General features: G+C 71.0%; 20 protein-coding genes and 1 pseudogene. 12 read left to right on the forward strand and 9 right to left on the reverse strand.

Annotated elements, in window-relative coordinates; all coding sequences use genetic code 11:
- Positions 1-19: 19 nt before the first annotated feature.
- Positions 20-1,045, forward strand: coding sequence for a LacI family DNA-binding transcriptional regulator (locus DEJ49_RS09765; protein ID WP_263398782.1), 1,026 nt, complete (start codon positions 20-22; stop codon positions 1,043-1,045).
- Between the two features lie 132 nt (positions 1,046-1,177).
- The gene (locus DEJ49_RS09770; protein WP_150183770.1) at positions 1,178-2,041 is read left to right on the forward strand and encodes a phosphatase PAP2 family protein; all 864 of its coding nucleotides are present in this window, start codon (positions 1,178-1,180) and stop codon (positions 2,039-2,041) included.
- Here DEJ49_RS09770 and DEJ49_RS36335 read toward each other — a convergent pair.
- Positions 2,034-3,233 (reverse strand): DUF4157 domain-containing protein, encoded by a 1,200-nt coding sequence (locus tag DEJ49_RS36335; protein ID WP_223832780.1) that lies wholly within the window; start codon positions 3,231-3,233, stop codon positions 2,034-2,036. The two genes, DEJ49_RS09770 and DEJ49_RS36335, sit on opposite strands and share 8 nt — an antisense overlap.
- 224 nt (positions 3,234-3,457) lie before the next feature.
- Here DEJ49_RS36335 and DEJ49_RS09780 point away from each other — a divergent pair, with 224 nt between their 5' ends.
- Positions 3,458-4,792 carry a hypothetical protein gene (locus tag DEJ49_RS09780; RefSeq protein WP_190329303.1) on the forward strand — a complete coding sequence of 445 codons (1,335 nt, stop codon included), beginning with the start codon at positions 3,458-3,460 and terminating at the stop codon, positions 4,790-4,792.
- Positions 4,793-4,822: 30 nt separating this feature from the next.
- On the opposite strand, the gene DEJ49_RS09785 is transcribed toward DEJ49_RS09780, so the two are convergent.
- On the reverse strand, positions 4,823-6,667 hold the full coding sequence (locus tag DEJ49_RS09785) for a transglycosylase domain-containing protein (RefSeq protein WP_411757148.1): 1,845 nt from the start codon (positions 6,665-6,667) through the stop codon (positions 4,823-4,825).
- A 514-nt stretch (positions 6,668-7,181) separates the two neighbouring features.
- On the opposite strand from DEJ49_RS09785, the gene DEJ49_RS09790 reads away from it, so the two are divergent.
- A complete protein-coding gene (locus DEJ49_RS09790; RefSeq protein WP_223832781.1) occupies positions 7,182-8,288 on the forward strand; it encodes an amidase domain-containing protein in 1,107 nt (368 codons plus the stop codon).
- A 13-nt stretch (positions 8,289-8,301) separates the two neighbouring features.
- Here DEJ49_RS09790 and DEJ49_RS09795 read toward each other — a convergent pair whose 3' ends face one another.
- Entirely contained in the window at positions 8,302-11,295 is a 2,994-nt protein-coding gene (locus tag DEJ49_RS09795) for a bifunctional [glutamine synthetase] adenylyltransferase/[glutamine synthetase]-adenylyl-L-tyrosine phosphorylase (protein WP_150183772.1), read from the reverse strand.
- Positions 11,296-11,423: 128 nt separating this feature from the next.
- Here DEJ49_RS09795 and DEJ49_RS09800 point away from each other — a divergent pair, with 128 nt between their 5' ends.
- The gene (locus DEJ49_RS09800) at positions 11,424-11,861 is read left to right on the forward strand and encodes a VOC family protein (protein WP_150183773.1); all 438 of its coding nucleotides are present in this window, start codon (positions 11,424-11,426) and stop codon (positions 11,859-11,861) included.
- Here the strand turns inward: DEJ49_RS09800 and DEJ49_RS09805 are convergent.
- The 3 genes from DEJ49_RS09805 to DEJ49_RS09815 all read right to left on the reverse strand — a co-directional run bounded on the left by DEJ49_RS09805 (position 11,845) and on the right by DEJ49_RS09815 (position 16,265).
- The gene (locus tag DEJ49_RS09805) at positions 11,845-12,303 is read right to left on the reverse strand and encodes a hypothetical protein (protein ID WP_150183774.1); all 459 of its coding nucleotides are present in this window, start codon (positions 12,301-12,303) and stop codon (positions 11,845-11,847) included. The two genes, DEJ49_RS09800 and DEJ49_RS09805, sit on opposite strands and share 17 nt — an antisense overlap.
- On the reverse strand, positions 12,300-14,756 hold the full coding sequence (locus tag DEJ49_RS09810; protein ID WP_150183775.1) for a molybdopterin oxidoreductase family protein: 2,457 nt from the start codon (positions 14,754-14,756) through the stop codon (positions 12,300-12,302). Before DEJ49_RS09810 ends, DEJ49_RS09805 begins: the two co-directional genes overlap by 4 nt.
- Before the next feature lie 147 nt (positions 14,757-14,903).
- On the reverse strand, positions 14,904-16,265 hold the full coding sequence (locus DEJ49_RS09815) for a glutamine synthetase family protein (protein WP_055564891.1): 1,362 nt from the start codon (positions 16,263-16,265) through the stop codon (positions 14,904-14,906).
- A gap of 223 nt (positions 16,266-16,488) precedes the next feature.
- Here DEJ49_RS09815 and DEJ49_RS09820 point away from each other — a divergent pair.
- The 3 genes and pseudogenes from DEJ49_RS09820 to DEJ49_RS09830 form a co-directional block, all read left to right on the forward strand.
- A pseudogene (locus tag DEJ49_RS09820) lies at positions 16,489-16,815 on the forward strand (globin domain-containing protein); the annotation flags it as partial.
- A 205-nt stretch (positions 16,816-17,020) separates the two neighbouring features.
- A complete protein-coding gene (locus tag DEJ49_RS09825) occupies positions 17,021-17,686 on the forward strand; it encodes a DUF3105 domain-containing protein (protein WP_150183776.1) in 666 nt (221 codons plus the stop codon).
- Positions 17,687-17,780: 94 nt separating this feature from the next.
- Positions 17,781-18,401, forward strand: coding sequence for a DUF305 domain-containing protein (locus DEJ49_RS09830; RefSeq protein ID WP_150183777.1), 621 nt, complete (start codon positions 17,781-17,783; stop codon positions 18,399-18,401).
- 405 nt (positions 18,402-18,806) lie between these two features.
- Here DEJ49_RS09830 and DEJ49_RS09835 read toward each other — a convergent pair whose 3' ends face one another.
- On the reverse strand, positions 18,807-19,778 hold the full coding sequence (locus DEJ49_RS09835) for a hydroxyacid dehydrogenase (protein ID WP_150188133.1): 972 nt from the start codon (positions 19,776-19,778) through the stop codon (positions 18,807-18,809).
- A gap of 371 nt (positions 19,779-20,149) precedes the next feature.
- On the opposite strand from DEJ49_RS09835, the gene DEJ49_RS09840 reads away from it, so the two are divergent.
- Genes DEJ49_RS09840 through DEJ49_RS09855 form a run of 4 tightly spaced genes read left to right on the forward strand, consistent with a single transcriptional unit; the run spans position 20,150 to position 24,695 of the window.
- Positions 20,150-21,004 (forward strand): ABC transporter permease, encoded by an 855-nt coding sequence (locus DEJ49_RS09840; RefSeq protein ID WP_150188134.1) that lies wholly within the window; start codon positions 20,150-20,152, stop codon positions 21,002-21,004.
- 29 nt (positions 21,005-21,033) lie between these two features.
- Positions 21,034-21,897: a carbohydrate ABC transporter permease gene (locus DEJ49_RS09845; RefSeq protein WP_150188135.1), complete on the forward strand. Its 864-nt coding sequence runs from the start codon at positions 21,034-21,036 to the stop codon at positions 21,895-21,897.
- A gap of 49 nt (positions 21,898-21,946) precedes the next feature.
- Positions 21,947-23,584, forward strand: coding sequence for an extracellular solute-binding protein (locus DEJ49_RS09850; RefSeq protein WP_150183778.1), 1,638 nt, complete (start codon positions 21,947-21,949; stop codon positions 23,582-23,584).
- 55 nt (positions 23,585-23,639) lie between these two features.
- The gene (locus DEJ49_RS09855) at positions 23,640-24,695 is read left to right on the forward strand and encodes a LacI family DNA-binding transcriptional regulator (protein ID WP_150183779.1); all 1,056 of its coding nucleotides are present in this window, start codon (positions 23,640-23,642) and stop codon (positions 24,693-24,695) included.
- Here the strand turns inward: DEJ49_RS09855 and DEJ49_RS09860 are convergent.
- Positions 24,652-25,509, reverse strand: a complete 858-nt coding sequence (locus tag DEJ49_RS09860) for an alpha/beta fold hydrolase (protein WP_150183780.1) — start codon at positions 25,507-25,509, stop codon at positions 24,652-24,654. The two genes, DEJ49_RS09855 and DEJ49_RS09860, sit on opposite strands and share 44 nt — an antisense overlap.
- Positions 25,506-26,201, reverse strand: a complete 696-nt coding sequence (locus DEJ49_RS09865) for a DUF998 domain-containing protein (protein ID WP_150183781.1) — start codon at positions 26,199-26,201, stop codon at positions 25,506-25,508. The genes DEJ49_RS09860 and DEJ49_RS09865 overlap by 4 nt, the downstream gene beginning before the upstream one ends.
- Positions 26,202-26,216: the final 15 nt, after the last annotated feature.

The raw sequence follows: 26,216 nt of genomic DNA on the forward strand, positions 1-26,216 counted from the left end.
ACCGGTACAGTCCAATCCTGTGACCGCACGGCTAGCCGACATCGCAGCCCAGGCGGGGGTCAGCGAAGCGACAGTCAGCCGCGTGCTCAACGGCAAGCCGGGCGTCGCCGCGGGCACCCGTCAGTCCGTGCTCGCCGCACTCGACGTGCTCGGCTACGAACGCCCGGTGCGGCTGCGCCGCCGCAGCGAGGGCCTGGTCGGGCTGATCACGCCGGAGCTGGAGAACCCGATATTCCCCGCGCTCGCGCAGGTCGTCGGGCAGGCCCTGACCCGGCAGGGGTATACGCCGGTGCTCGCCACGCAGACCCCCGGCGGTTCCACGGAGGACGAGCTCACCGAGATGCTGGTGGACCGCGGGGTAGCGGGGATCATCTTCGTCTCGGGGCTGCACGCGGACACCTCCGCCGACATGCACCGCTACGAACAGCTGCGGGCACAGGGCGTGCCCTTCGTCCTGGTGGACGGCCACTCGCCGCACGTGCGGGCGCCGTCCATCTCGCCGGACGACCGCGCGGCGATGCGTCTCGCGGTGACCCATCTGGTCTCCTTGGGTCATACACGCATCGGTCTGGCCCTCGGCCCGAAGCGGTTCGTGCCCGTCCAGCGGAAGATAGAGGGCTTCGTCCGTACGATGCGGGAGCAGCTGGACCTCTCCCCCGGCGCCGTCGAGTCGGAACTGATCCAGCACTCCCTGTACACCCTGGAGGGCGGTCAGGCCGCGGCCTCGGCGCTCCTGGACCGCGGCTGCACCGCCGTGGCATGTGCCAGCGACATGATGGCGCTGGGTGCGATACGGGAGGCGCGCCGACGCGGCCTGGAGGTGCCGGACGACGTCTCGGTGGTCGGTTTCGACGACTCCCCGCTGATCGCGTTCACCGATCCGCCGCTGACCACCGTGCGCAAGCCGGTGCCCGCCATGGGCCAGGCCGCGGTGCGCACGCTCCTGGAGGAGATCGGCGGCACCCCGGCGCCGCCCGGTGAATTCGTCTTCATGCCCGAACTGGTCGTTCGCGGTTCAACCGCCTCGGGTCCCGGGCGCCCCTAGGGCGACACAGGCCCTAGGGCCCCTGGGGTCACTTCAGGGTCACATCCTCCTTCCTGCGGCGTAGAGAATGCGGTCCGAACCCGACCAAGGGATGATCGGTCGAAGGGTGGGGATCTGGCAGACTCTGTCCCTATGGGTGAGACGACCGTGACGACACTCGAGGGCCGTGAAACGCCCGCCTCATCACCCATCGCGGACGAGAAGAACGGCCGCAATGGGCGGAACGCGCTGCGTCGTTTCCGTCGCCTCCGAACGCCCCGCCGGCCGCGTCTCTGGTTCGAGATCCTCCTCATCGGGCTCAGTTACTGGACGTATTCACTGATCCGCAACGCGGTGCCGGAGCAGAAGTCGCAGGCGCTGCGCAACGCGGACTGGATCTGGCGCGTCGAGCACGATCTGGGGATAGCGGTCGAGCGGAGCGTCAATCACGCCGTCGACTCGGTGACATGGCTCATCGTCGGCATGAACTACTACTACGCGACCCTGCATTTCGTCGTCACGCTCGGTGTGCTCGTCTGGCTTTTCCGCAAGCACCCGGGGCGGTACGCGGCGACGCGCCTCGTCCTCTTCGCGACGACGGCGGTCGCCCTGATCGGCTACTACTTCTACCCGCTGGCCCCGCCGCGCCTGATGAACGGCACCGACTTCATCGACACCGTGGTCGTCCACCACACGTGGGGCTCGATGGCCTCCGGCGACCTCAAGAACATGTCGAACCAGTACGCGGCGATGCCGTCGATGCACATCGGCTGGTCCCTGTGGTGCGGGCTCACGATCTTCGCCCTGGCGTCGGTGCCGTGGGCCAAGGTGCTCGGCCTGCTCTACCCCGTGGCGACGCTCGTCGTGATCGTGGCGACGGCCAACCACTTCTGGCTCGACGCGGTCGGCGGCATGATCTGCCTGGCCTTCGGCTTCGCGGTCGCGCGGCTCTGGTACGGCTCGATGCCGTACGCCCTGCCGCGCGACGTGGCCGCGCCGGACCGCCTGCCTACTTGAACGACTCGTCCCCGTCCCAGTTGACGTGGACGACCTCCGGGGCGAGGCCGTGGATGACGGCGCGGCCGACGTCCCTCTTGAAGCGCTCGATCAGGTCCTCGATGCCGCCGTGCGGGTACCTGGCGTCCAGCGCGCCGAGGAGGGTCTCGCTCGGTACGTCGACGGCGCGGGCGAGGATCTGGGTGTTCTCGGGGCGGTTGTTCCAGCCTCCGGCGTTGTTCCGGCCCACGTGGATCGACTCCTGGGCCGTGAGGCTGGACGCACCCGCCTCGTGGATCAGGTTCTGACCGGCCAGCGGGCGCGCCGTCAGGTGGAAGAGGGAGCCCCTGATCGACGCCGTGGACGCACCGGTCTTGCGGTCCCTGACCTCGCCGCCGGAGGTCAGCATCACATTGAGGTGGACGGCGAGACGGGCGGTGGTGCCGCCCGCGGTGACGGTCACCTCCACGGGCCGGGAGATGAGGTTGTTGCCGCCGTTGTTCCGGCACTCCGACCCGAACTGGAACCCGGCGAGCGTACGGTCCGAGCCGACGATGATGTCCAGGAGCTGGTTCCAGTCCACGCGGGGAGCCGCGGTCTGGGCGGCCGGGGCGCGCTGCACCGAGGCCCCGGCGTGGCCCGCGTGGTCGTGGTCGTGCGCGGCCGCCTCCGCGTGGGCCTCGGGCGCCGGGCCCGAGAGGACCCGGTGGGCGTTGGCCTCGGCCTCGCGCTCGAACCGGTCGGACGGGTCGGAGACCTTGAGGCCCGAGCCGTTGTCGGTGCCCGCGACCGGCCCCTGCCGCTGCTGGATGACGTGCGTCAGCTCGTGCGCGAGCGTGTGCCGGTCGGCGCCTCCGTCGCCGATGACGACGTGGTTGCCGGAGGTGTAGGCGCGGGCGCCGACCTCGGCGGCGGAGGCCTTCGCGGCGCTGTCGTCGTGGACGCGGACGTCGGAGAAGTCCGCGCCGAGCCGGGCCTCCATGTCCGTGCGGGTTCCCGTGTCGAGGGGGCGCCCGCCGCCGCGGAGCACGTCATGGACGGAGGACCGCTGCACCGCGCGGACGACGGCCGCGTTGCCCGCGCTGCGCTGCAGGGCCCGGATGTCCTGCGCGGTCATGCTGCCCTCCGCGCTCGACGGCGACGCGGCGCCACGGGCCGGTACGCGTCCGGCGCGCTCCCCGTCGGCGGGTCGGGCGGTTTCACGGGCACGCATGGGGCCTCCAGGCAGACGGACTCGAACTCTTCCTGAATACGCCATGGAGGGGACTTCGGGCCAGGTGCGCGGGGGCAGTGTTGGGCGGCTGATGGGGCAGCGCAGGGGGCGCCGGGTGTGCGCTCACGGGCGACCCGGGGTGCGGACACGCACGCGGTCAGTCCTATATTCATACAAACATTTCACGCGTGGCCCTGCCGCGCTGGACACGGGGTGGGACCGCAGTGAGCGAACGCGACGGCACCGGACCCGCCCGGGCCGGGTCCCGTACTGCCCGCAAGGCACGTACCAAGGCGCGGCGGCGCAAGCAGTTGGCCGTGATCGCGGCTGTGATCGGGCTGGGCGGCGTGGCCACCACGGGGGTCATCGCCCTGGGCGACTCCTCCGGGGACGGGGGCGGCTCCGGGCGCACCGCGTCCGCTTCCTCGGGCAGTGCGGCGCAGAAGGCGCGAGCGGCCAAGCGGGCGAAGAAGGGGGAGGAGAAGTGGGACGGCAAGGTGCGGGTCCTGGGGGACGGCTCCACCTCGTACGCCGGCCCGCAGCCGGGGCAGCTCAAGCCCAAGAAGCTCAAGCCCGGTGAGAAACCGCCGCAGTTCGTGGTCTTCTCCTGGGACGGCGCGCTGGAGGGCGACGACCGCCGCTTCTCCCACTTCCGCCAAGTGGCGCGGGAGAGCAAGGCTCACATGACGTTCTTCCTCACCGGGATCTACCTCCTGCCGGAGAGCAAGAAGTCGCTCTACCGTCCGCCGCAGCACAACGAGGGGGCGGCCGCCATCTCGTATCCGACCGTCCCGCACATCCAGACCACGCTGGAGCAGCTGCGCGGTGCCTGGAAGGACGGGCACGAGATCGGTTCGCACTTCAACGGGCACTTCTGCGGCCCCAAGGGCGGCGGCGACTGGAGTGTCGCGGAGTGGAAGAGCGAGATCGAGCAGACGTACGCGTTCATGAAGGAGTGGAAGACCAACACCGGGTTCACCGAGGAGAGCCCACTGCCCTTCGACCCGGACCGGGAAGTGGTCGGCGGCCGTGCGCCCTGCCTGGAGGGGCAGAAGAACCTCCTGGCCGCGGCCGAGCCGTTCGGCTGGCGCTACGACGCGAGTTCGTCGGGCGACTTCCAGATCTGGCCGTCCAAGGCCGGGGGCCTGTGGAATTTCCCGCTGCAGCTCCTGCCCCTGGAGGGCAAGGAGGTGCAGGTCCTCTCCATGGACTTCAACTTCCTCTATCACCAGTCCGGTGACAGCACCCAGGGCGACCCGGCGAAATTCCCGGCATGGGAGGCGCAAGTCTCCAGTTCGTACATGAACGGGTTCAACCGCGTCTACAACGGCAGCCGGGCGCCGATGTTCATCGGCAACCACTTCGAGGACTGGAACGGCGGCATCTACATGAACGCCGTCGAGGACGTGATGCGCAAGGTGTGTCCGCGCAAGGAGGTGCGCTGCGTGTCGTTCCGCGAGTTGGCCGACTGGCTCGATGTCCAGGACCCGAAGGTCCTGGACCGGCTGCGCCTGCTCGACCCGGCGCAGGCACCGAAGTGGAAGGCGCTCATCAGGTAGCGGGACGGGCGGGGACGCCCGGCTCAGGCCCTAGGTGAGCGCCTTGACGTAGCGGGTCCACAGGTCCACCGCCCGCCGGCTGGCGGGTGTGGTGGGGGCGTCGCCGCCAAGGCCCTTGAGCGACAGGGGCACCAGGTCCTTGAGCGACATGCGGTAGACGACCACGGCCGTGGTCTCGTCGCGGGTACCTCCCACGAACCAGCCCGCCGTGTTCGCGGTGGTCGTCCCGGTCTTGCCCACGGCGCCGAGGTGTGCCGCGCCCGCCGCCTTCGCCGACCCGTCGGTCATGGTGGCCCGCAGGGCGTCCGTGACCGCCCGGGCGGTCTTCTCCGACATCGCCCGCGCTGGTCGCGGTACGGCGAGCGGCACGGCGTCCCCGGCCCGGGTCACCGAGCTGACCGAGTAGGGGTCGGTGTGCATGCCGTGGGCGGCGAAGGTCTGGTAGGCGCCGGCCATCCGGATGGCGCTGGGCGTCGAGTTCTCCCCGAGCGCGAACACAGGGATACGTTCTCCCAGGCTGGAGGGGAGCAGCCCCGCCCGCAGGGCGTACTTCTCCACCCGGTCCAGGCCGACGTCGAGGCCGAGTTGGAGCAAGGGTGTGTTCACGGAGTCGGCGACGGCCCGGCGCAAGGTCACCTCGCCCCAGTCGCGGCCGCCTTCGTTGCGGCCCTTGACCACCTTGCCGCTGCGGTCCCAGTAGGGCCCTTCCGGCGTCTTCACGGCGATCTTGTCGTCGCCGTCGTAGACGCTGGCCGGGGAGACGGGGGTGCGGCCCCCCTCCCGGGTGCGCTTGACACCGTCCTCGAGCGCGGCGGCGTAGACGAAGGGGGTGAACGTCGAACCGGCCGGAATCGTGGTCGCGTTGGACTGGTTGAAGCCCTGTTTCAGGAAGTCGCGGCCGCCGTACACGGCGAGCAGCCGGCCGTCCGGAGCCACGCTCGCCGCGCCGATCTTGGCGTGCTGGTCGGTGTCGGGCCGCCGCTCGGCGTCGAAGTCCTTCTCGGCCCGGTGGACGGCGGCGGTCAGGGCCTTGGTGCGTTTGCGGTCGAAGGTCGTGCGGATCTGGTAGCCGCCCAAATCATAGTCTGCGGCGGTGATGTGCCCGGCTTTGATCGCGTGCCGCTTGGCCAGCTCCACCAGGTAGCCGGTCCGTGCGCCGGGAATGTCGCCGGAGCCCGACTTCGTGGGTTCGGGGAACTTCTTGTAGGTGGCCCGCTCGGCCTGGCTGAGGTGGCCGGTCGCCACCATGCGGTCCAGGATCCAGTTCCAGCGGTCGACGGCCCGCTCGCGGTTCTCCTTGCCGAGGGCCGGGTCGTAGAGTCCGGCGCCTTTGAGGAGAGAGGCCAGGAAGGCGCCTTCGCTGGGGTTGAGGCGCGAGACGTCCTTGCCGTAGTAGGCGTGCGAGGCGCGCTGGATGCCGTAGGTGCCCCGCCCGAACCAGCTCGTGTTCAGGTAGGCCTGGAAGATCTTGTCCTTGCTCGTGTGGTTGTCCAGCTTCACGGCGAGCAGGGCTTCGGTGAACTTCCGGGACAGGGTGCGGTCCTGGCTGAGGTAGACGTTCTTCACGTACTGCTGGGTGATGGTCGAGCCGCCCTGGGTCTCTCCCCCGGTGATCGCGGCGGTCGCCGCACGCAGGACACCGCTCGGTGAGACACCGGCATCGGAGTAGAAGCTCGCGTTCTCGGCCGCGAGGACGGCGCCCCGGACCTTCGGCGGCACCCTCTTCAGCGGTATCTCCTGCCTGATGACCCAGCCGGTGCGCGCCATGACGCTGCCGTCGGACCAGTAGTACACGTTGTCCTGTTGTGTGGCGAAGGAGTTGAGGTCGTCCGGTATGTCTGTGGTGGCGTACGCGATCGTGACGAAGCCGGTCAAGCCGAGCGCAAAGTACAGGAAAGCGCCCAGCCACTGGCGCCACGAAGGCAGCCACCGGCGCCAACCGCTGCGGCCCGGCCGGGGGTAGGCCGGACGCAGCCGGCGCAGTTGTCCGCGCGCCACGGCGAGGGCGCCGGGTATGCCACCCGTCGTGGTCCGCTGCCTGGACTTCCTGCGTCGGCCGGTCGCCGCGCGGCGTCCCCCCGGTGCCGCCCGCCGTCTCCCGCCGCCCTGGCCTGCGGCCATCTTGCGCCCACCCACCCCGTATGCCTCCTCTGTTGCGCTCTGGCGCTCACATTAGAGGCAGTTGGAGGCGTACGGCCGGGCCCGTGGGCCCTGGCTGCCTGGTCCGGGAGCTTCCGGGTTCCGCAAAAGAGGGGGGCAACGGCTCGGGAAGGGCCCGCACTTGTGTCAAGATTCCGTGCCCCTGTCGGGGAGATACGGCAACGGAAGAGGAAACGCAGTGATATCCATAGCGATACCCAAGAGATACAGATCCGCCGCCATCGCCGGTGTGACCGCGGCCGTGACGTCCGGCTGCCTGCTCGCGCCCACCGCGCACGCGGACGCCGGTGCCGTGCCCCGCAAGGCCGACCAGCGGACGCTCGCCACCTTCGCCCGCATCGCCGACGATGTCCTCTCCCGGCGCACCCAGGCCCTGGTGGAGGACCGCGCGGGGCGCGGCGGCCAGGACACCGGAGCGGTGACGCCGCGCATGTCCGGTCGGCTGCGGACGGACGAGGACGCCGCGCTGCGGTCGCTGCGCGCCCGCAAGTCGCGCCTCGCCCAGCTCGGCGAGGCCTACACGAAGGCGGACACCCGCGTCGTCGTGGACAGCGCCACGCTCACCGGCAGCACGGCGACCGTCCAGGTCACCGCGTCGTCGACGCTCACGTACAAGAAGGTGAGCGCGGGCGGGCCGCGCACCACCGCGTTCTCGACGCGGCAGGAGCTGAAGCTCGCGAACACGAAGGACGGGGGCTGGCAGCTGACCGCGATCACCTCGCGCAACAAGGGTCCTGTCGCGGTCGACGAACCCTCGGCGGCCCGGACGAACACCGTCGACGACGACGGCAACCAGTACCCGGACGGCACCCCGGCCTCCACCAAGTACCCCACCACGCCGATGCCCTCGGGCAAGACGACCGGTGCCTACGACTACTCCGCCATGGCGCAGTACGCGGAGAAGTACTGGCGCAGCTACAACCCGGCCTACCGCAAGTTCAACGGCGCCGGCGGCGACTGCACCAACTTCGTCAGCCAGGCGCTGAAGGCGGGCGGCTGGAAGCCCGTCCCCGGCTCCGCCTACGACTACCGGAACTGGTGGTACGAGAGCGCGGGCCAGAGCACCTCCTGGGTCGGGGTGAACGAATGGGCATGGTTCACGCTGTCCAACCGGCGGGCCCCGAACCTGGCGAGCGCCTACCAGTTGGACGTCGGCGACGTCCTGCAGGTGGACTTCGACAAGAACGGGTCCAAGGACCACACCATGCTGGTGACGTACCGCAACAGGCAGGGCATGCCGTACCTGACCTACCACTCCACCGACACCTACCGCAGGTCGCTCGCGAGCCTGATCGCGTCCTACCCCGACGCGCGCTACTTCGCGTACCGCACCTGACGGCGACAGGCTCTCAGGCCCCGTAGAACCGTTCCTCCACCACGGCCCGGGCCCTGCGCGTGATGCGCCGGTAGTCGTCCAGCATCTCGCCGACGTGGCCCGGGTCGTACCCCAGATACCGGGCGACGGCCGCCAGTTCGCGGCCGTCGGAGGGGAACGTGTCGCCGGCCCGGCCGCGCACCAGCATGACCGCGTTGCGGACGCGGGCCGCGAGGACCCACGCCTCGTCGAGGGTCGCCGCGTCCTGCGCCGGGATCAGCTCCGCGGCGCAGGCCGCGGCCAGGGCCTCACGGGTCCGGGTCGTGCGCAGTCCCGGTTCGGCCCAGCCGTGCTCCAGCTGGAGGAGCTGGACGGTCCACTCGACGTCGGAGAGGCCGCCGCGGCCCAGCTTCGCGTTGAGGGTGGGGTCGGCGCCGCGCGGCATGCGCTCCGCCTCCATGCGGGCCTTGAGGCGGCGGATCTCGCGGATCGCGTCCTCGCCGATACCCTCCGCCGGGTAGCGCAGCGGGTCGACGAGTTCGATGAAGGCGCGCCCGAGGTCCGCGTCGCCCGCGACCGGTTCGGCCCGCAGCAGCGCCTGGGACTCCCATACGAGGGACCAGCGGCGATAGTACGCCTCGTACGACCGAAGGGTGCGCACCAGCGGGCCGCTGCGGCCCTCCGGGCGCAGGTCGGCGTCGATGAGCAGCGGCGGGTCCGCGGAGGGCAGTTGCAGGAGCCTGCGCATCTCGGCGACGACCTTCGCCGCCGCCTTCGACGCTTCCTGTTCGTCGGCGCCCTCGCGCGGCTCGTGCACGAAGAGGACGTCGGCGTCCGAGCCGTAGCTCAGCTCGTGGCCGCCGAAGCGGCCCATGCCGATGACGGCGAAGCGGGTGGGGAGCGTGTCGCCCCAGCCTTCGCGGACGACGGCGCGCAGCGTGCCCGCGATGGTGGCTGCCGTCAGGTCCGACACGGCGTCGCCCACACGGTCCACGAGCGTGCCGGGGTCGGCCTCGGCGGGGCTGTCCTCCGTGCCGTACGAGCCGATGAGGTCGCCTGCGGCGGTGCGGAACATCTCGCGGCGCCGCACCCCGCGCGCCACGGTCACGGCCTGCTCGGCGCCGTCCGCGCGGCGCACCGCGGCCAGTATCTCCTGCTCCAGGTGGGCGCGGCCGCGCGGTTCCAGGCCGCCGGAGTCGCCGAGGATGGCGACGGCCTCGGGGGCGCGCAGCAGCAGGTCGGGGGCGAGGCGTCCGGCGGAAAGGACGCGGGCGAGGTTCTCCGCGGCGGCGCCCTCGTCCCGCAGCAGCCGCAGGTACCAGGGGGTCTTGCCGAGCGCGTCGGACACCTTGCGGAAGCCGAGGAGCCCCGCGTCGGGGTCGGCGGAGTCGGCGAACCAGCCGAGGAGTACCGGCAGCAGGGTGCGCTGGATGGCCGCCTTGCGGGTGACGCCGGAGGCCAGCGCCTCCAGGTGCCTGAGCGCCGCGCTGGGATCCGCGTAGCCGAGCGCCACGAGGCGTTCGCGGGCCGCCTCCAGGCTCAGCCGCGCCTCGCCGGGGGCGAGTTGCGCGACGGCGTCGAGCAGCGGGCGGTAGAAGAGCTTCTCGTGGAGCCTGCGCACCACGGAGGTGTGCCGTTTCCAGGCGCGGCCGAGCTCGGTGATCGGCTCGGTGCGCATGCCGAGGGAGCGGCCGATGCGCCGCAGGTCCGCGTCGTCCTCGGGCACGAGGTGGGTGCGGCGCAGTTTGTAGAGCTGAATGCGGTGTTCGAGGGAGCGCAGGAAGCGGTACGCGTCGTCGAGCTGAGCGGCGTCCACGCGCCCCACGTAGCCGCCCGCACCGAGCGCCTGGAGCGCGACGAGCGTCGAGCCGCTGCGCAGCGACCGGTCGCTGCGGCCGTGCACCAGCTGGAGCATCTGCACGGCGAACTCGACGTCGCGCAGTCCGCCGGGGCCGAGCTTCAGCTCCCGGTCGACCTCGCCCGCCGGGATGTTCTCGACGACCCTGCGCCGCATCTTCTGCACGTCGGGCACGAAGTTCTCGCGCTCGGCGGCCTGCCAGACGAGCGGGGCGAGCGCGTCGACGTACTCCTCGCCGAGCGCGAGGTCGCCCGCGACCGGGCGGGCCTTGAGCAGCGCCTGGAACTCCCAGGTCTTGGCCCAGCGCTGGTAGTACGCGAGGTGGCTGGAGAGCGTGCGGACCAGGGGGCCGTTCCTGCCCTCGGGGCGGAGGTTCGCGTCGACGGGCCAGATGGTGCCCTCGACGTTCGTGTCGGAGCAGATCCGCATCATGTGCGAGGCGAGGCGGGTCGCGGCCCGGATCGCCTTGTCCTCGTCGGTGCCCTCGGTGGCCTCGCCGACGAAGATGACGTCGACGTCGGACACGTAGTTCAGTTCGTGGCCGCCGCACTTGCCCATCGCGATCACCGCGAGCCTGCACTGCGCGGCATCGCCGGGCGCCGCGGCGCGGGCCTGGGCGAGCGCGGCCCGCAGCGTCGCCGTCGCGAGGTCCGCGAGCTCGGCCGCCGCCTCGGCGACGTCGGTCGTGCCGCACACGTCGCGGGCCGCGATGGAGAGCAGGCAGCGGCGGTAGGCGACGCGCAGCGACTCGGGGTCGGCGGCGTCGGCGAGGCCCCGCTCGAACTCCGCCACGCCGGGGTGCAGGTCCGCCGATTCGTAGGTGACGAGGGCGCGCCAGTCCAGGGGGTGCCTCGCGAGGTGGTCGGCGAGGGCCTCGGAGGCGCCGAGCACGCCGAGGAGCCGGTCGCGCAGGGGCTTGGCGGTGACGAGGGTGTCGAGCAGCTCGCGCCGCCCGAGGTCGTCGTCCTGCGCCTCCACGAGCCGGACCAGGCCGAGAAGGGCCAGGTCGGGGTCGGCGGTGGCGCCGAGCGCGTCCAGGAGCAGCGGGTCGTCGCGCACGGCGCTCAGCGCGGGGTCGTCGAGGAGCCGTTCCGCGGCGGACGGGTCGGTGAAGCCGTGCCGCAGCAGCCGTGTGAACGTACTGCTTCGTCGCCCTTGCGGCACCGTCATGCGAGCCTCCGTTCGATCACTCCTCGGCCCGAGCCTAAGGCCTCCCCGGCGAACCGGCGCCCGGCCACCCCGCGACACCCTGCGCGCGGCCGCTGACAGGCTCTCAACTCCCTGGTGTACTGCGGCGCATGGAATACACACTCGAAGTGATCCCGCTGCCCGTCAGTGACATCGACCGGGCGAAGGAGTTCTACAGCGACAAGCTGGGCTTCCACGTCGACATCGACACGGAGGTCATGCCGGGCATGCGCATCGTCCAGCTGACCCCGCCGGGGTCCGGCTGTTCCATCGCCCTTGCGGGCGACGCGCTCTGGGAGTCGATGGCGGGTCCGAGGCCGCCCGTCGGCTCCTACCAGGGCCTGCAGCTGTGCGTCGCCGACGCGAAGGCCGCGCACGCCGAGCTGGTCGCGCGCGGGCTCGACGTCTCCGAGCCGGTGCAGCACGCGCCGCAGGACGGCGGCACGTTCATGTACTTCTCGGACCCGGACGGCAACGGCTGGGCGATCCAGGAGTACCGGGTGCGGGCGACGACGCCGCTGCGCGAGGCGATCACCCCGCAGGACTGACGGCCAGGACCTGCGGCGCGATGTTCTTGATCATGGTGTTGGTCCAGCGCATCTGCCGCAGCGTCCGCGGATGACACTCCGATGCGAGGGCGAGCAGCGCCTCGTCGCGGGTGGCCTGCGCGGCCTGGGCGAGCATCTCCCAGTGCAGGGAGTTCTCGACGGCGGCGAGGTGGAGGGCGCTCAGGTCGCGCAGGAGGAGCAGGCCGGGGTTGTCCTCGTCGGGGGCGAGTCCCGGCGCGCGCGTGTCCTCACCGGCCTGCTCCTGCCCTGCCCCGGCCTCCGCCAGGCGCCGGGCGTGCTCCTGGGACCAGTGGGCCAGGTCCGTGGCGACGTGGCGGACCTCGTGGTCGGCGCGGTGCCGGTCGGCCGCGGCGAGCAGTTCGGCGGCCAGTCGGCACTCGCCTCCGCGGAGGGTGCGCAGGGTGAGGTCGATGCCGTTCATTCGGTGTCCTCGGTGACGTGGGCGGAAGGGCCGCCCGCCGTGTCCGGTACGGAGCCGTGGCGGGTCGGGGCGGACGCGGTGGTCGTGGGCGCGGGGGCGATCTCGCCGTGGGCGCGCTCGACGAGGTGCAGCGCGGCCGCGGCCGTCTTGAACAGGGGTTGTTTGGAGACGGGGTCCCAGTCGGTCACGGTCGTCTCGTTCGCGGCACGGCCGGGGACCTCGCCGTCCGGGCCGCTGCCCGCCTTGGTGTCCCAGTAGCCGTAGTGGAAGGGGACGAAGAGCAGCCCCGTGCGGATGCCGGTCACCCGCAGCCGCCCCCGCAGGGATCCGCGGGGTGTGCTGACCTCGACCAGGTCGCCCTCGTCGAGGCCGAGGGCGCCCGCGTCGGCGGCGGACACCTCCACCCAGACGTCGGGGGCGGCATCGTTGAGCTGGGGTGCGCGGCCCGTCTTGGTGCGGGTGTGGAAGTGGTAGAGGGTGCGGCCGGTGGTGAGCTGGAACGGGTACCGGTCGTCGGGCTCTTCGTGGGGCGGCAGGTAGGCGGCCGCCTTGATCATGGCCTTGCCTTCGGGGTTGGATGCGCGGTACTCGTCGGCGTCGGTCGCGGCCCCCGTCCGAAGGTCCTTGCCGTACGTCTCGCAGTCGTCGGGCCGCGCCCAGCTGATGCCGTCGGTGTAGAGGCGGTCCGTGCCGTCCGGGGCGCCGTCGTCGCACGGCCACTGGATGCCGCTGCCGCCGCGCAGCTTCGCGTAGGTGAGGCCGGTGTAGTCGCAGGGCCGCCCGGCGCTGCACCGCTTCCACGCCTCGAACGCGGATTCCGGGTCGTGCCAGGTGACGAGGGGTCCGCCGGCTTTGTCGCGGAAGTCCATGCGGGCGGCGTAGTCGAGGAAGATGGCGAGGTCGGGGCGGGCCTCGCCCGGGGGCTCGACGGCCTTGTCGGCCAGGTGGACGGTGCGGTCGGCGTTGGTGAAGGTACCGGTCTTCTCGCCCCAGGTCGCGGCGGGCAGGACGACATCGGCGAGCTGCGCGGTCTCGGTGAGGAACAGGTCCTGCGCGACGACGAAGAGGCGGTCCTGCCCGAGGATCGCGCGGACACGGGCGAGCTCCGGCAGGGAGACGGCGGGGTTGGTACCGCTGATCCAGAGCATGCGGATCGAGCCCTGCTCGGCGTAGCGGAACATCTGCAGGGCGTGGGTGGGCGGCGCGAAGTGCGGGATGGTCTCCGGTTCCACGTTCCAGACCCGTGCCAGGTCGGCGACGTGGTCGTCGTTCTGCCAGTTGCGGAATCCGGGCAGGTCACCGTTGGCGCCGCACTCGCGGGTGTTCTGGGCGGTGGGCTGCCCGTTCATCTGCAGGACGCCCGCGCCGGGCCGCCCGAGCATGCCGCGGATCAGGTGCAGGTTGTTGATCTGCACGGCGGCGGCGGTGGCCTGGTGGGACTGGTAGACGCCCTGGAGGACGGTGGACAGGAGCCGGTCGGCGGTGCCGAGGAGCTCGGCGGCCTCCTCGATGCGGGCGGCGGGCACGTCGCAGATCCCGGCGGCCCACGCGGGCGTGCACTCCGCCACCTCGGACGCCAGCTCGTCGAAGCCGACGGTGTGCGCCGCGAGGTAGTCGTGGTCGACGCGGTCGGTGCGGATGATCTCGTGCAGGAGCGCGTTGAGCAGGGCTACGTTGGTGCCGCCGCGCGGCGCCAGATGTACGGCGGCCTCGCGGGCGACGCGCGTGGGGCGCGGGTCGACGCAGAGCAGCCGGGGCGGATCGCCGCCCGCCAGCCGGTCCAGGATTCGCATCCACTGCACGGGCTGGGTCTCGGCGATGTTGTGCCCGAAGAGCGCGATCGTGTCGGCGTGGTCGACGTCGTCGTAGCTGCCGGGCTGTCCGTCACAGCCGAAGGACTCCTTCAGCGCCTCGGCGGCGGTGGCCGTGCACAGCCGGGTGTTGCCGTCCAGGTGGTTGGTGCCGATGCCGGCGCGGGCCAGGACGGCGAGGGTGTAGTACTCCTCCAGGTACAGCTGCCCGCTGGTGTAGAAGCCGAGCGAGCCGGGACCGCTCTCGGCGAGCAGTTCCCGCGACCGGTCCGCGATCCGCTCCATGGCGGTGTCCCAGGAGCACTCCACAAGACGTCCGTCCCGGCGGATCAACGGCCGGGTCAGCCGGTCGGACGACGCGTTCGCCTGCCACCCGAACAGGTCCTTGGGGCCGAGCCGCCCCCGGTTGACCCGGTCGACCGCCCGGCCGCGCACCCCCGCGATACGCCCGTCGACGACGGCGATGTCCATGGCGTCGCCGTCGGAGTGCAGGATCGAGGCGGCCTGTACCCAGTCCGTCACGGAGTCGGCGTCGATGCCGTCCGCGAGGAACGTGTCGACCCGGGAAGGCCAGGGCTCGTGCCGGTCGTACGGGGTACGGCTGCCCCACGGCCGTGCGATCCGGTCCACCGAAGCGTCCACGCCTGCCTCCTGCTCGGCCCACGGCACCGTGCCGTGCCACGCGATCACGCGGCACGGCACGGGTACCCGGCTTGTGCCCGGGCATATCGAGGGCGGAGGGACGCGCGGGACGACTTCACCCGGGTGCCGGGCGCGTCGCGCTGCGCTCTACAGCACCGGCAGGTTCTTGCGGAGCTCGAAGGCGGTGACCTCGGAGCGGTACTCCTCCCACTCCTGCTTCTTGTTGCGCAGGAAGAAGTCGTAGACGTGCTCGCCAAGGGTCTCGGCGACCAGTTCGGACTTCTCCATGAGCGCGATGGCCTCGCCCAGGTTCTGCGGGAGCGGCTCGATGCCCAGCGCGCGGCGCTCGGCGTCGCGGAGCGCCCACACGTCGTCGTCGGCGCCCGGCGGGAGTTCGTACCCCTCCTCGATGCCCTTGAGTCCGGCGGCGAGCAGTACCGCGTACGTCAGGTAGGGGTTGGCGCCCGAGTCGATCGAGCGGACCTCGACGCGCGCGGAGCCCGTCTTGCCGGGCTTGTACATCGGGACGCGGATCAGCGCGGAGCGGTTGTTGTGGCCCCAGCAGATGTACGAGGGTGCCTCGCCGCCCGCGCCCGCGGTGCGCTCGGAGCCGCCCCAGATGCGCTTGTACGAGTTCACCCACTGGTTGGTGACCGCGGAGATCTCCGCGGCGTGCCGCAGCAGGCCCGCGATGAAGGAGCGGCCGACCTTCGAGAGCTGGTACTCGGCGCCGGACTCGTAGAACGCGTTGCGGTCCCCCTCGAAGAGGGAGAGGTGCGTGTGCATGCCGGAGCCGGGGTGCTCGGAGAACGGTTTCGGCATGAAGGTGGCTTGCACCCCCTGTTCCAGCGCGACCTGCTTCATGACCAGGCGGAACGTCATGATGTTGTCGGCCGTGGAGAGCGCGTCGGCGTAGCGGAGGTCGATCTCCTGCTGGCCGGGGGCGCCCTCGTGGTGGCTGAACTCCACCGAGATGCCCATGGATTCGAGCATCGTGATGGCCTGGCGGCGGAAGTCCATGCCCACGTTCTGCGGGGTGTGGTCGAAGTAGCCGGAGTTGTCGGCGGGGGTGGGCCGCGAGCCGTCCAGCGGCTTGTCCTTCAGCAGGAAGAACTCGATCTCGGGGTGCGTGTAGAAGGTGAAGCCCAGGTCGGACGTCTTGGCGAGGGCGCGCTTGAGCACGTAGCGCGGGTCCGCGAAGGACGGGGAACCGTCGGGCATCAGGATGTCGCAGAACATGCGGGCCGTGCCGGGGGCCTCCGCGCGCCAGGGCAGCACCTGGAAGGTCGACGGGTCCGGCTTGGCGATCATGTCCGACTCGTACACCCGGGCGAAGCCCTCGATGGCCGAGCCGTCGAAGCCGATGCCCTCGTCGAAGGCCTGCTCCAGTTCGGCCGGGGCGACGGCCACCGACTTGAGGAAGCCGAGGACGTCCGTGAACCACAGGCGCACGAACCGGATGTCGCGCTCCTCCAACGTACGGAGCACGAATTCCTGCTGCTTGTTCATCTTCCGCTTCCACCCATCCTTGCTGGTCAGACCACCTGCATTCGCGCCCCGGGACACACCGGGCACACGAGCATCCCACTCCTTGGTTTCGTGTGCGTTGCGGGCCCCGTGCCGCGGCGTTCGAGCCGTTGTTCTTGCCGCTCTGTGCCCATAGTGCCTGCTGGACCCGCCGTCCGTAACGGCGGCGGGTCCCGACCCGTCGTCGGGCCGACCCCGCCGCTATCTCTTCACCGCCCACCCCGAGCTGCTCAGGGACCTCTTCAACCGCGGCAACCAGGCCGCGGGCACGCAGCGGCAGGCGCTTGCCGGCTCCATCGCCGCGTTCGCCACGCACCTGGTGGAGCACCCCGACGAGCGGCCCGACGTGATGCTGAACCGCATCGCCCACAAGCACGCGTCGCTCGGGGTGGCCCCCGACCAGTACGAGACGGTGCACCACCACCTCTCCGCCGCCATCGTCGAGGTGCTCGGCGACGCGGTCACCCCCGAGGTCGCCGCCGCGTGGGACGACGTCTACTGGCTCATGGCCGACGCCCTCATCGCGATCCAGGCAAACTGCTCCGTCGCGGCGGTCGGAGGACGGAGCCGGGAGGAGGCTCTGTGGTGTGGAGGCTCTCTGGTGTGGATGCTCTGTGGTGAGGATGCTCTGCGGTGAGGATGCTCTGCGGTACGGCCTGTAGTACGGCCCTTTCTCCGATTACGATCAGCGGACTCGTTCGTCGTCCCGTCCGTCCCTTTCCGCAGAAGGACACACCATGGGTTCCGCCAAGAACACGAGCAACGCTTCCCGCAAGGCCCGGATAGAGGAGATGCGCCGGGCCGAGCGCGCACGCGACCGCCGGGGCCGGGCCCTGACGATCACGGTCAGCGCGGTCGTCGTCGCGGCGCTCGGCGTGGGCGGCTACTTCCTCGTCTCCAAGGCCTCCGACGACTCCGACTCCGACTCGAAGAACAGTGCGCAGGACTGGCCGAAGTACAAGGTCTCGGCGGACGGCGAGAAGGTCTGGGGCAAGCTCGGCCGTACGCACGTCACGAAGACCGTGGACTATCCGATGACGCCGCCCGTGGGCGGGGACCACAATCAGGTCTGGATGAACTGCAACGGCGACGTCTACAAGAAGGAGATCCCGGAGATGAACGCCGTGCACTCCCTGGAGCACGGTGCCGTCTGGGTCACGTACAACGACAAGGCGAAGCCGGCGGACCTGAAGAAGCTGGAAGCGAAGGTGAAGGCCACGCCGTACTCGCTGATGAGTCCGGTGAAGGACCAGAAGGACCCCGTCATGCTGACCGCGTGGGCGCACCAGCGGACGGTGACGGGGGCGGACGACCCGAAGGTCAAGGAGTTCTTCTCCACGTACGTGCAGGGCAAGCAGACGCCGGAGCCGGGGGCGGCGTGCACGAGTGGGCTCGCGCAGTGAGTGGAGCGGGGTCGGTGGCGGGATCGGTGAGGTGGGGATCGGCGTGAGGCGGGGATCGGCGTGAGGTGGGGATCGGCGTGAGGCGGGGATCGGCATGAGGCGGCGTACCAACTGGATCGTCGGCGGGGTCGTGGCGGCGGTCGTCGCCGGGGGCGGGATCACCGCGGCGGTGGCCGCGACGGACTCCGACTCGGGTGGCTCGCCCGCGACTTCGTCCGCCGACGCGGGGTTCGCCCGCGACATGGCGGTCCACCACCAGCAGGCGGTGGAGATGTCGTACATCGTGCGGGACCGGACCAAGGACGAGGACGTACGGCGCCTCGCGTACGACATCGCCCAGACGCAGGCCAACCAGCGCGGGATGCTGCTCGGGTGGCTGGACCTGTGGGAGCTGCCGAAGGTGCCGGAGGGGGCGCCGATGGAGTGGATGGGCATGGGTGACATGCCGCCGGGCGAGGACGGTGCGCTGATGCCGGGGATGGCTACGGGGGCGGAGCTGAAGCGGTTGGGCGCGCTCGGCGGCAAGAAGGCGGAGATTTTTTACCTGCAGCTGATGATCCGGCATCACCGGGGTGGGGTGCATATGGCGCAGGGGTGCGTGGAGCGGTGCGAGGTGTCCGCGGAGCGGAGGCTGGCGCGGGGGATGGTGGAGTCGCAGGAGTCGGAGATCGAGCTGATGTCTTCCATGCTCAAGTCGCGCGGCGCGAAACCGTAGCTGGCGGGGCGCGTTGGGCGGGTTCGCCTTTGGCCCGTCTGTGGGTGCGGGGCCGCGGGGGTATGTGCGTACTCGCCATCCCTGCGCCCCGCCAGACGCTCCTGTTCGCCCCGGTCGGCTCGGTGCTCCGTGCGCACATACCCCCACGTCCCCTCCCGTCTCGCGAGCGCCTGCGGCCCGGTGGGGCCGAAGCGCCCGCCTTGACTCCACCGGCCGGCCACGTCCCACTCAAGTGGGCACAGCTCCCCCACCCACCCACCCGTCCCTACTCCCGCTGAACGTCGCGGGGTGAACGGGCGGGTGGGTGGGTGCGATCCGCCGCGGAGCGGCGGGGGTGGGGCTCCTGGCCGGGCAGGGCGGTGCGGGGCGACCACCCGCCCCGCTGGTCCGGGCCCAGGGGCCAGGTCACGCCAGGCGGCGTAGGTCCGACCGAAGAAGGCGGCCGCGCAGAGGGCGGCTCGTGACGTAGCGCTCGACCTCGCCCACCGCGTACTCCCCGAGCCTCCGCACCTCACTCCCCTGCGCCCCCGCGATGTGCGGGGTCACCAGCACGTTCGGCAGGGAAAGGAGCGCGTGCTCCGGAGGGAGCGGCTCCGGATCCGTGACGTCGAGGAACGCGTCGAGGCGTCCCGCCCCGCACTCCCGCACCAGCGCCTCCGTGTCGACCAACGAACCCCGAGCCGTGTTGATGACGACCCCGCCGTCGGGGATCAGTTTCAGCATGTCGCCGCTCAGGAGCCCCTCCGTCTCGGGGAGTTGCGGCGCGTGGACGGTGACGATGCTGCTGCGGGCGCAGAGCTCCGCCAACTCCACCAGTTCCACGCCGAGAGCCACCGCCTCCGCAGGAGCCACGTACGGGTCCGTGAGGAGAACGCGGCAGCCCGTGTCCGAGGACCGCAGCGCCGCGATCACCCGGCGCCCGATCCGCGACGCGCCGACGACGCCGATCGTGCGCGCGTCCGCGCCGGTGCGGTCGGTGAAGGACGGCCACCCGGAGGTGTAGGCGGCCGCCGCCGGCAGCGCACCCTTCGCCGCGAACGTGATCGCCGCGAGGGTGAACGCCACCACGGGGTCCGCGTTCGCGTCCGCTGCCGACGAGACCACGACGCCCCGGTCCCAGACCGCGTCGGTGACCATCGGCTTGACGGAGCCCGCCGCGTGGACGACCGCCCGCAGCCGGGGCGCGGAGGCAAGGATCTCCCCGGTCAGGGGTGGGCACTCCCAGCCGGTGACCAGGATCTCCGTGTCCGAAAGGACCGCCCGCGCCTCCGGTGTCGTCAGCGGCCCGGACAGCAGCAGCGGTGACAACGCCACGCTGCGGGCGAGCCGTTCGCGGAGGTCCGGTGCGAACACGCGGTCCGCGACCTCGACGCCCATGGCCAGGGCCGCGAACGGCGGCCCGTCCCCGCCCCGCTCCCGTCGATCCGCCCGCTCTGCCTGATCTGCCACGCGTGACCGTCCCTCGTAGTAACCGGTTACCAACCAGCGCCTGGAGGCTAGGACCAATCCGGGAGAGTGGTCAAGAGAGCACGAGGCGAGGGGGGTTGACCGGGCGAAGTAACCGCTTTAGATTCCGGGCACCTTATTCCGACGACGGAGGGGTTGCCGTGCCGACGGTGACGAAGGAACGGGCGGAAACCGAGGCGGTGAAGCCGCCCGGCAGCAGTAAGAGTGGGTCAAGTGGTGCGAAATCGGGGCGCGGTGAGCTGTGGAAACGGTTTCAGCGCACGCGTGTCCTGGTGCTGCTCATGGTGCCGGGCCTCGTGTACTTCCTGGTCTTCCACTACGGCGCCTTCGTCGCCAACGCGGTGGCCTTCAAGGAGTACGTCCCCTTCGACGGACTGTGGGCCAGCCCGTGGGTGGGCACGGAGAACTTCTCGCGGATGTTCGGCGACCCGGACTTCTGGCACGCGACGTGGAACACCCTCTTCATCGCCGTGCTGCAGCTCGTCTTCTTCTTCCCGGCGCCGCTCGGCCTCGCGCTGCTCCTGCACAGCCTGACGTCCGATCTGCTGCGTCGTTTCACGCAGTCCGTGATCTATCTGCCGCACTTCCTCTCGTGGGTCGTCGTGGTCGCGCTCTTCCAGCAAGTGCTCAGTGACACCGGGCTGTTGAACACCTTCCTGAGCGACTCGGGGCTGCACACCGTCGACATCATCGGCAACCCGGACGCGTACAAGCCGCTCGTCGTCATCGAGGTGATCTGGAAGGACGCCGGCTGGGGGACGATCATCTTCCTCGCCGCGCTGATGCAGGTCGACGAGCAGTTGTACGAGGCCTCGGCAATCGACGGGGCCGGCCCCTGGCGGCGGTTCTGGCACGTCACGCTGCCCAGCATCCGGCCCATCGTCATCCTGCTGTTGATCATGCGGCTGGGCGACATCCTCTCCGTCGGCTTCGAACAGATGCTGTTGCAGCGGCAGTCGGTGGGCCCCGAGGTCGGTGAGGTGCTCGACACCTTCGTCTTCTGGCAGGGCATCGTCGGGGGCGACACCGGCTATGCGGCGGCTGCGGGTCTGTTCAAGGGCGTCGTCGGTGCGGTGCTCGTCTTCACCGCCAACCGGATCGCCCATCGGCTCGGCGAGCAGGGGGTCTACAAGTGAGTACCGGTCACGTCACCAGGCCCGCCTGGATGGAGAAGCCGCGGGTCGCGACCAAGGTCGCCAAGGGCGTCGCGGTGGGCGTCGTTCTCGCGCTCGTGCTCATTCCGTTCCTCGTCATCGTCTCGACCTCCCTCGCCTCCAACCGCGAGGTCGTGGAGAACGGCGGCTGGGTGCTGTGGCCGAGCGATCCGAGCCTGCGCGCCTACCGGACGATCCTCGACGGCGGCATCGTCACCAAGGCGCTCGGCGTCAGCGTCGGCCTCACCGTCGTCGGCACGCTCTTCTCGCTCGCGTGCACCACCTTCCTCGCGTACGCGCTGGCCCGCCCCGGTGTCTTCGGCGGCAAGCCCGTGCTGCTGCTCATCCTGTTCACGTTTCTCTTCCCACCCGGCATGATTCCCGCGTTCCTGCTGGTCAAGGGCATGGGAATGATGGATACGTACGCCGCGCTCGTCGCGCCCGTGCTCATCAACGTCTTCAATCTGATCGTGCTGCGCGGCTTCTTCCAGGGGATTCCCGAGGAGCTGTACGAGGCGGCCAGGCTCGACGGCGCCGGGGACTGGCAGATCCTGTGGCGGATCGTGCTCCCGCTCTCCAAGGCGGCGCTCGCCGTGGTCTCCCTCTTCTACGCCGTGAGCTACTGGAACGCCTGGTTCCACGCCTCCATCTACATGGAGTCCGGCCACTGGCCGCTGTCGCAGGTGCTGCGCACATACGTCATCGGCGGCTCACAGATCGCCGACACCGGCCTGAGCGAGGCCGGCATGGTCTCCGCCCCGCAGACGACGCAGATGGCCGTCCTGGTGATCGCCACCGTGCCGATCCTGCTCGTCTACCCCTTCCTGCAGAAGTACTTCACCAAGGGCGTGCTCACCGGCGCCATCAAGAGCTGATACCTCACCTCGTCGTACAGAAGGGCTCCTTCACGTGTCCGGTTCCTCGATGTCGCGCCGTACCCTGCTCCGTTCCATGGCCGTCGGCGGCGCCGCCCTGGCCGCCCCCGCCGTCCTCACCGCCTGCTCCACCGATTCGAGCGGCGGCGGCAACGTCTCCAACGCCGGGAAGAAGGCGGCGCCCTGGCCGACGTACGCCCCGGCGAAGGGCCCCACGCCCGACCTCGCGCCGACCGCCGAGGGCGTGCAGCCCGGGTACACCAAGTACCCGGAGAAGCTGGTCCGTGCGACGGCCGAGAAGCCGGGCACCGGCAAGCAGAAGATCAAGGTCATGACGATCACGTACGGCACCCCGCCGAAGCCGGTCGGCCGCAACGAGTACTGGCAGGCCGTCAACGAGGCGCTGGGCGTCGAGGTCGAGTTCACCGTCGTGCCCGACGCGGACTTCCGCGCCAAGATGTCCACGCTCATGTCGGGCGACGACCTGCCCGACATGATCAACTTCGGTGGCGGGTACGTACTGCCGCGCGAGTCGCAGTTCGTGAAGGCGCGGTGCGCCGACCTGAGCGAGTACCTGTCCGGTGACGCCGTCAAGGACTATCCGAACCTCGCGAACATCCCCACGTACGCCTGGGAGGGCATGGGGCGCATCGCCGGGCGCATCTACGGGCTGCCGATCGAGCGGGCCAAGGTGCAGGGCGCGATGTTCATCAACCGGGAGGCGTTCGACGAGGCGGGGTACCGGCCGGGGATGTCCGCGCCCGACTTCCACGCGATGGCCGAGGAGGCCTCGCAGGGCAAGAAGTTCGCCCTCGGCGCCTCCACGGTGGGGTTCTACGGGTACCTGTACCACGCCATGTGGCACGGCGCGCCCAACCAGTGGCAGATCAAGGGCGGCAAGGCCACCGACATGTACGGGACCGACGCGTTCAAGGCGGCGCTGGAGTACATGGCGAAGCTGCGCGAGGCGGGCGCGTACAACCCGGACGCCACGTCGATCTCCCAGGTCGACCTGAAGACCCAGTTCTACAACGGGACCGTCCGCTCGATGACGGACGGCTGGGGCGCCGTCATCTCCAACGCGCAGGGCATCAAGGACGAGTTCACCCTCGATGTGGCCGAGCCCTACGCGGTCGACGGTGTGACACCCGTCTACCAGCAGAACCGCGGCTGTTTCGGCTACACCGTCGTCAAGAAGGCCTCCAAGGAGCGCGTCGAGCTGATGCTCCGCGTACTGAACTGGCTCGCCTCGCCGTTCGGCACGAAGGAGTACGAGCTGATGCACTACGGAGTGGAGGGCACCCACTTCAAGTACAACAAGGACGGCGATCCGGTCGCCACGGAGACCGGCCTCATCGACTCCAAGACCAACCTGCCCTTCCCGTACCTGATGGACGCCCCGCAGCCGCTGTACTTCCCCGGCTTCCCCGACCTCACGACTCGGCTGCACGCCTGGGAGAAGAAGGTCGTCCCGCTCCTCGTGCCCGACGACCACTGGGGGCTGATGTCGGAGACGTTCAACCGGCAGGGCGCCACGATGCAGCAGATCATCGAGGACGGCGTGACGGCCGTCGTCTCCGGCCGCAAGAAGCTCTCCGACTGGGACGGCATCCACCGGAAGTGGCAGTCGCAGGGCGGCAAGCGGGCCGCGGAGGAGTTCCTGAAGGAGTACGAGGCCGCGCACTGACCCACGAGTACGGGGACGGGATACGGTCGGCCGATGGGCAGGAGAGGGAGACACAGTGGGTGAGCGGGTCACCATCCGCGAGGTGGCCGCGCGCGCGGGCGTCTCGGTAGCGACCGTCTCGCGGGTCCTCGCGGGCAACTACCCGACGTCCACGGCGTCGCGCGCCAAGGTGCTGCGGGCGGTCAAGGATCTGGACTACGTCGCCAACGCGCACGCGCGCGCGTTGGCGGGCGCGGGACGCAAGACGATCGCGGTCCTCATGTTCGACGTGGTGGGCGCGTTCTACGCGCAGGTCGCGCAGGGCGTCGAGATGGAGGCCGCCCAGCACGGCAGGCTCACCCTGGTCGCGTCCACGGGCAGCGATCCGGCGCGTGAGCTGGCCCTGGTCCAGATGATGCGCGAGCAGGCCGCGGAAGCGGTGATGCTGGTGGGCGGTGTCGTGCAGGACGACGAGTACCGGCAGCGGATGGCGCGCTACGCCGAGGCGCTCGCGGCGGCGGGTTCCCGCCTCGTGCTGTGCGGGCGCCCCGCGCCGACGCCGGACGTGCCCGCGCTGGTCGTGGAGTACGACAACGAGGCGGGCGCCCACGCGGTGACCAGCCACCTGCTCGGCGCCGGGCACCGGCGGATCGCCCTGCTCGGCTACGAGCCGGGCAACACGACCGGCGAGGACCGTCTCGCCGGGTTCCTCCGGGCGCTGGACGACCACGGGGTGCCGCGCGGCGACGCGGTCCTGCACGGGACGGGCTTCGGGCAGAACCACGGCTACGAAGCGATGCGCGACCTCCTCCAAAAGGCTGACGGCAGGCCGGACTTCACGGCTGTCTTCGCGGGCGACGACCGGGCGGCGGCCGCGGCGATCATCGCGCTGCGGGAGTACGGGCTGCGGGTCCCCGAGGACATGTCGGTGGTCGGCTACAACGATGACCCGGTGGCGGGCGACATCACGCCCGGCCTGACGACGGTCCACATCCCCGCCGAGGAGATGGGCCGTACGGCGGTACGCCGCGCTCTGTCGGGCTCGGCGCGGGCGGGCCAGGAGCGCCATGTCCTGGGCACGCACATCGTCATCCGGGACAGTGTGCGGCGGGTCCGGGGGGACGGGGGCTAGCTCCTGCCGCAAGCACCGCGCGCGCGACCTCCCCGGGGCGGTCGCGCATCACCAGGTGGCCGGACGGGGCCGCCACGCCGAAGGCCGCGTCGAGGGCGTGGGCGAGTCGTCGCTGGCGGTCGAGCCAGCGGTGCGGGCCGCTGCCCGGGTGCGCGGCGAGTACGGTCACGGGGACGCCCCGCGGGAGAGGCAGGCGGCGTCGGAGCGCGGCGAGTTCGCGGGCCGCGTCGCCGTACGTCACGTACTCCATGAGCGCCGCCCGCCACACCCTGCTGCCTCCGTAGAGCCATGCCCACGGCGTCGGCGCCGTCAGGCGGCGCAGGGTCGGTCCCACCGCCCGCGGCAGTCCCGTCGCGCACAGCAGCGCGCCGCACGCGCGCGTGGCCGCCACCCGCACGCCGCGCGGCAGCAGTGTGCGCGGCCGTTCCTCCACGCTGGAGTCGACGAGCACGAGCCCCTCCGTGCGCTGCGGGTACAGCCGTGCGAACGCCTCCGCGTGGAATCCGGCGAGCGAGTGACCGACCACCGTCACCCGCGCCGTGCCGAGCCCCACCGCGTCCAGGACCCGCAGGATCCGCTCCGCCTCGCCCCGCACGGTGGGCGCCACGCGCGCGTGGCCGCTGAGTCCGAGGCCAGGCCGGTCGAACCGGACCACGGTCCGGTGTGGGGCGAGCAGCGCCGCCACCGGGTCCCAGTCGAACCAGCCGAGCCCGAGCCCGGCGCCGAGCACGCACACCGGTCCGGTGCCCGTCACCTCGACGTGGTGCGGCACGCCCTCGACTCGTACGAACCCGCCCTGTACGAACGTCGTCACTCCCGCCGCGCCTCCGCCGCCGCATCCCACGCGAGGACGACGAGCCACACCGCGATGAACAGCACCTGCAGCCGCTGCCCCATCCCGAGGCCCCACGTCCCGTGCCCGGCCTCGAACGCGGCGATGGACGCCAGGGTCCAGCCGGTGGCGGCCAGTTCGAGGACGACGAGGAACGGTCCCGTGCGCGCGAGCACGGGCCAGGACGCGGCACGGCGGCGGGCGGCGACGGTGAGGAGCACCATGCCGACCAGCGCCCCGGTGACGGCGAGGCTGCTGCTGACCGCGTGCGCGGAGTGCGTCCAGGGCACCTCGCCCGCCCGCACCCGCGCGGCGCAGCCGGGGTCGGCGGTCGCCGCGCAGCTCAGCGGCAGTCGTGAGTCGGCGACGGTGGCCGCGCCGAACAGCGCGAGTCCCGCCCAGCCGACCGCGGAGAGCCACGTCCGAGGCGTCGGTCGGACCGTGAGCGCCCACACCGCGCCCGCGAGGACGAGGAGCCCCGCGAAGAGGTCCACGGTGCGGAAGAACGTCCCGTACGGCTGGTCCTCGGCGGCGAGTTCGCTGACGTACGCCGTGCGGGGCGAGAGCCCGGTCGGCAGGAACACCTCGACCGACCAGGTGCTGTACGCGAGGGCGCCGGCCAGCAGGAGACCCGCGAGGACGAGGGGGGCGGCTGCCGTCGTGGGGGACGACATCGACGGGTGGTACAC

Origin of the sequence: Streptomyces venezuelae, assembly GCF_008642335.1 — a bacterium.
GTDB classification, from domain to species: Bacteria; Actinomycetota; Actinomycetes; order Streptomycetales; family Streptomycetaceae; genus Streptomyces; species Streptomyces venezuelae_F.

Coding starts and splice junctions, on each gene's coding strand:
- DEJ49_RS09825 (WP_150183776.1), top strand. CDS start 17,021: ATGGGTTCCGCCAAGAACACGAGCAACGCTTCCCGCAAGGCCCGGATA.
- DEJ49_RS09805 (WP_150183774.1), bottom strand. CDS start 12,303: ATGAACGGCATCGACCTCACCCTGCGCACCCTCCGCGGAGGCGAGTGC.
- DEJ49_RS09800 (WP_150183773.1), top strand. CDS start 11,424: ATGGAATACACACTCGAAGTGATCCCGCTGCCCGTCAGTGACATCGAC.
- DEJ49_RS09845 (WP_150188135.1), top strand. CDS start 21,034: ATGGAGAAGCCGCGGGTCGCGACCAAGGTCGCCAAGGGCGTCGCGGTG.
- DEJ49_RS09850 (WP_150183778.1), top strand. CDS start 21,947: ATGTCGCGCCGTACCCTGCTCCGTTCCATGGCCGTCGGCGGCGCCGCC.
- DEJ49_RS09815 (WP_055564891.1), bottom strand. CDS start 16,265: ATGAACAAGCAGCAGGAATTCGTGCTCCGTACGTTGGAGGAGCGCGAC.
- DEJ49_RS09830 (WP_150183777.1), top strand. CDS start 17,781: ATGAGGCGGCGTACCAACTGGATCGTCGGCGGGGTCGTGGCGGCGGTC.
- DEJ49_RS09840 (WP_150188134.1), top strand. CDS start 20,150: ATGGTGCCGGGCCTCGTGTACTTCCTGGTCTTCCACTACGGCGCCTTC.
- DEJ49_RS09835 (WP_150188133.1), bottom strand. CDS start 19,778: ATGGGCGTCGAGGTCGCGGACCGCGTGTTCGCACCGGACCTCCGCGAA.
- DEJ49_RS09865 (WP_150183781.1), bottom strand. CDS start 26,201: ATGTCGTCCCCCACGACGGCAGCCGCCCCCCTCGTCCTCGCGGGTCTC.
- DEJ49_RS09770 (WP_150183770.1), top strand. CDS start 1,178: ATGGGTGAGACGACCGTGACGACACTCGAGGGCCGTGAAACGCCCGCC.
- DEJ49_RS36335 (WP_223832780.1), bottom strand. CDS start 3,233: ATGCGTGCCCGTGAAACCGCCCGACCCGCCGACGGGGAGCGCGCCGGA.
- DEJ49_RS09795 (WP_150183772.1), bottom strand. CDS start 11,295: ATGACGGTGCCGCAAGGGCGACGAAGCAGTACGTTCACACGGCTGCTG.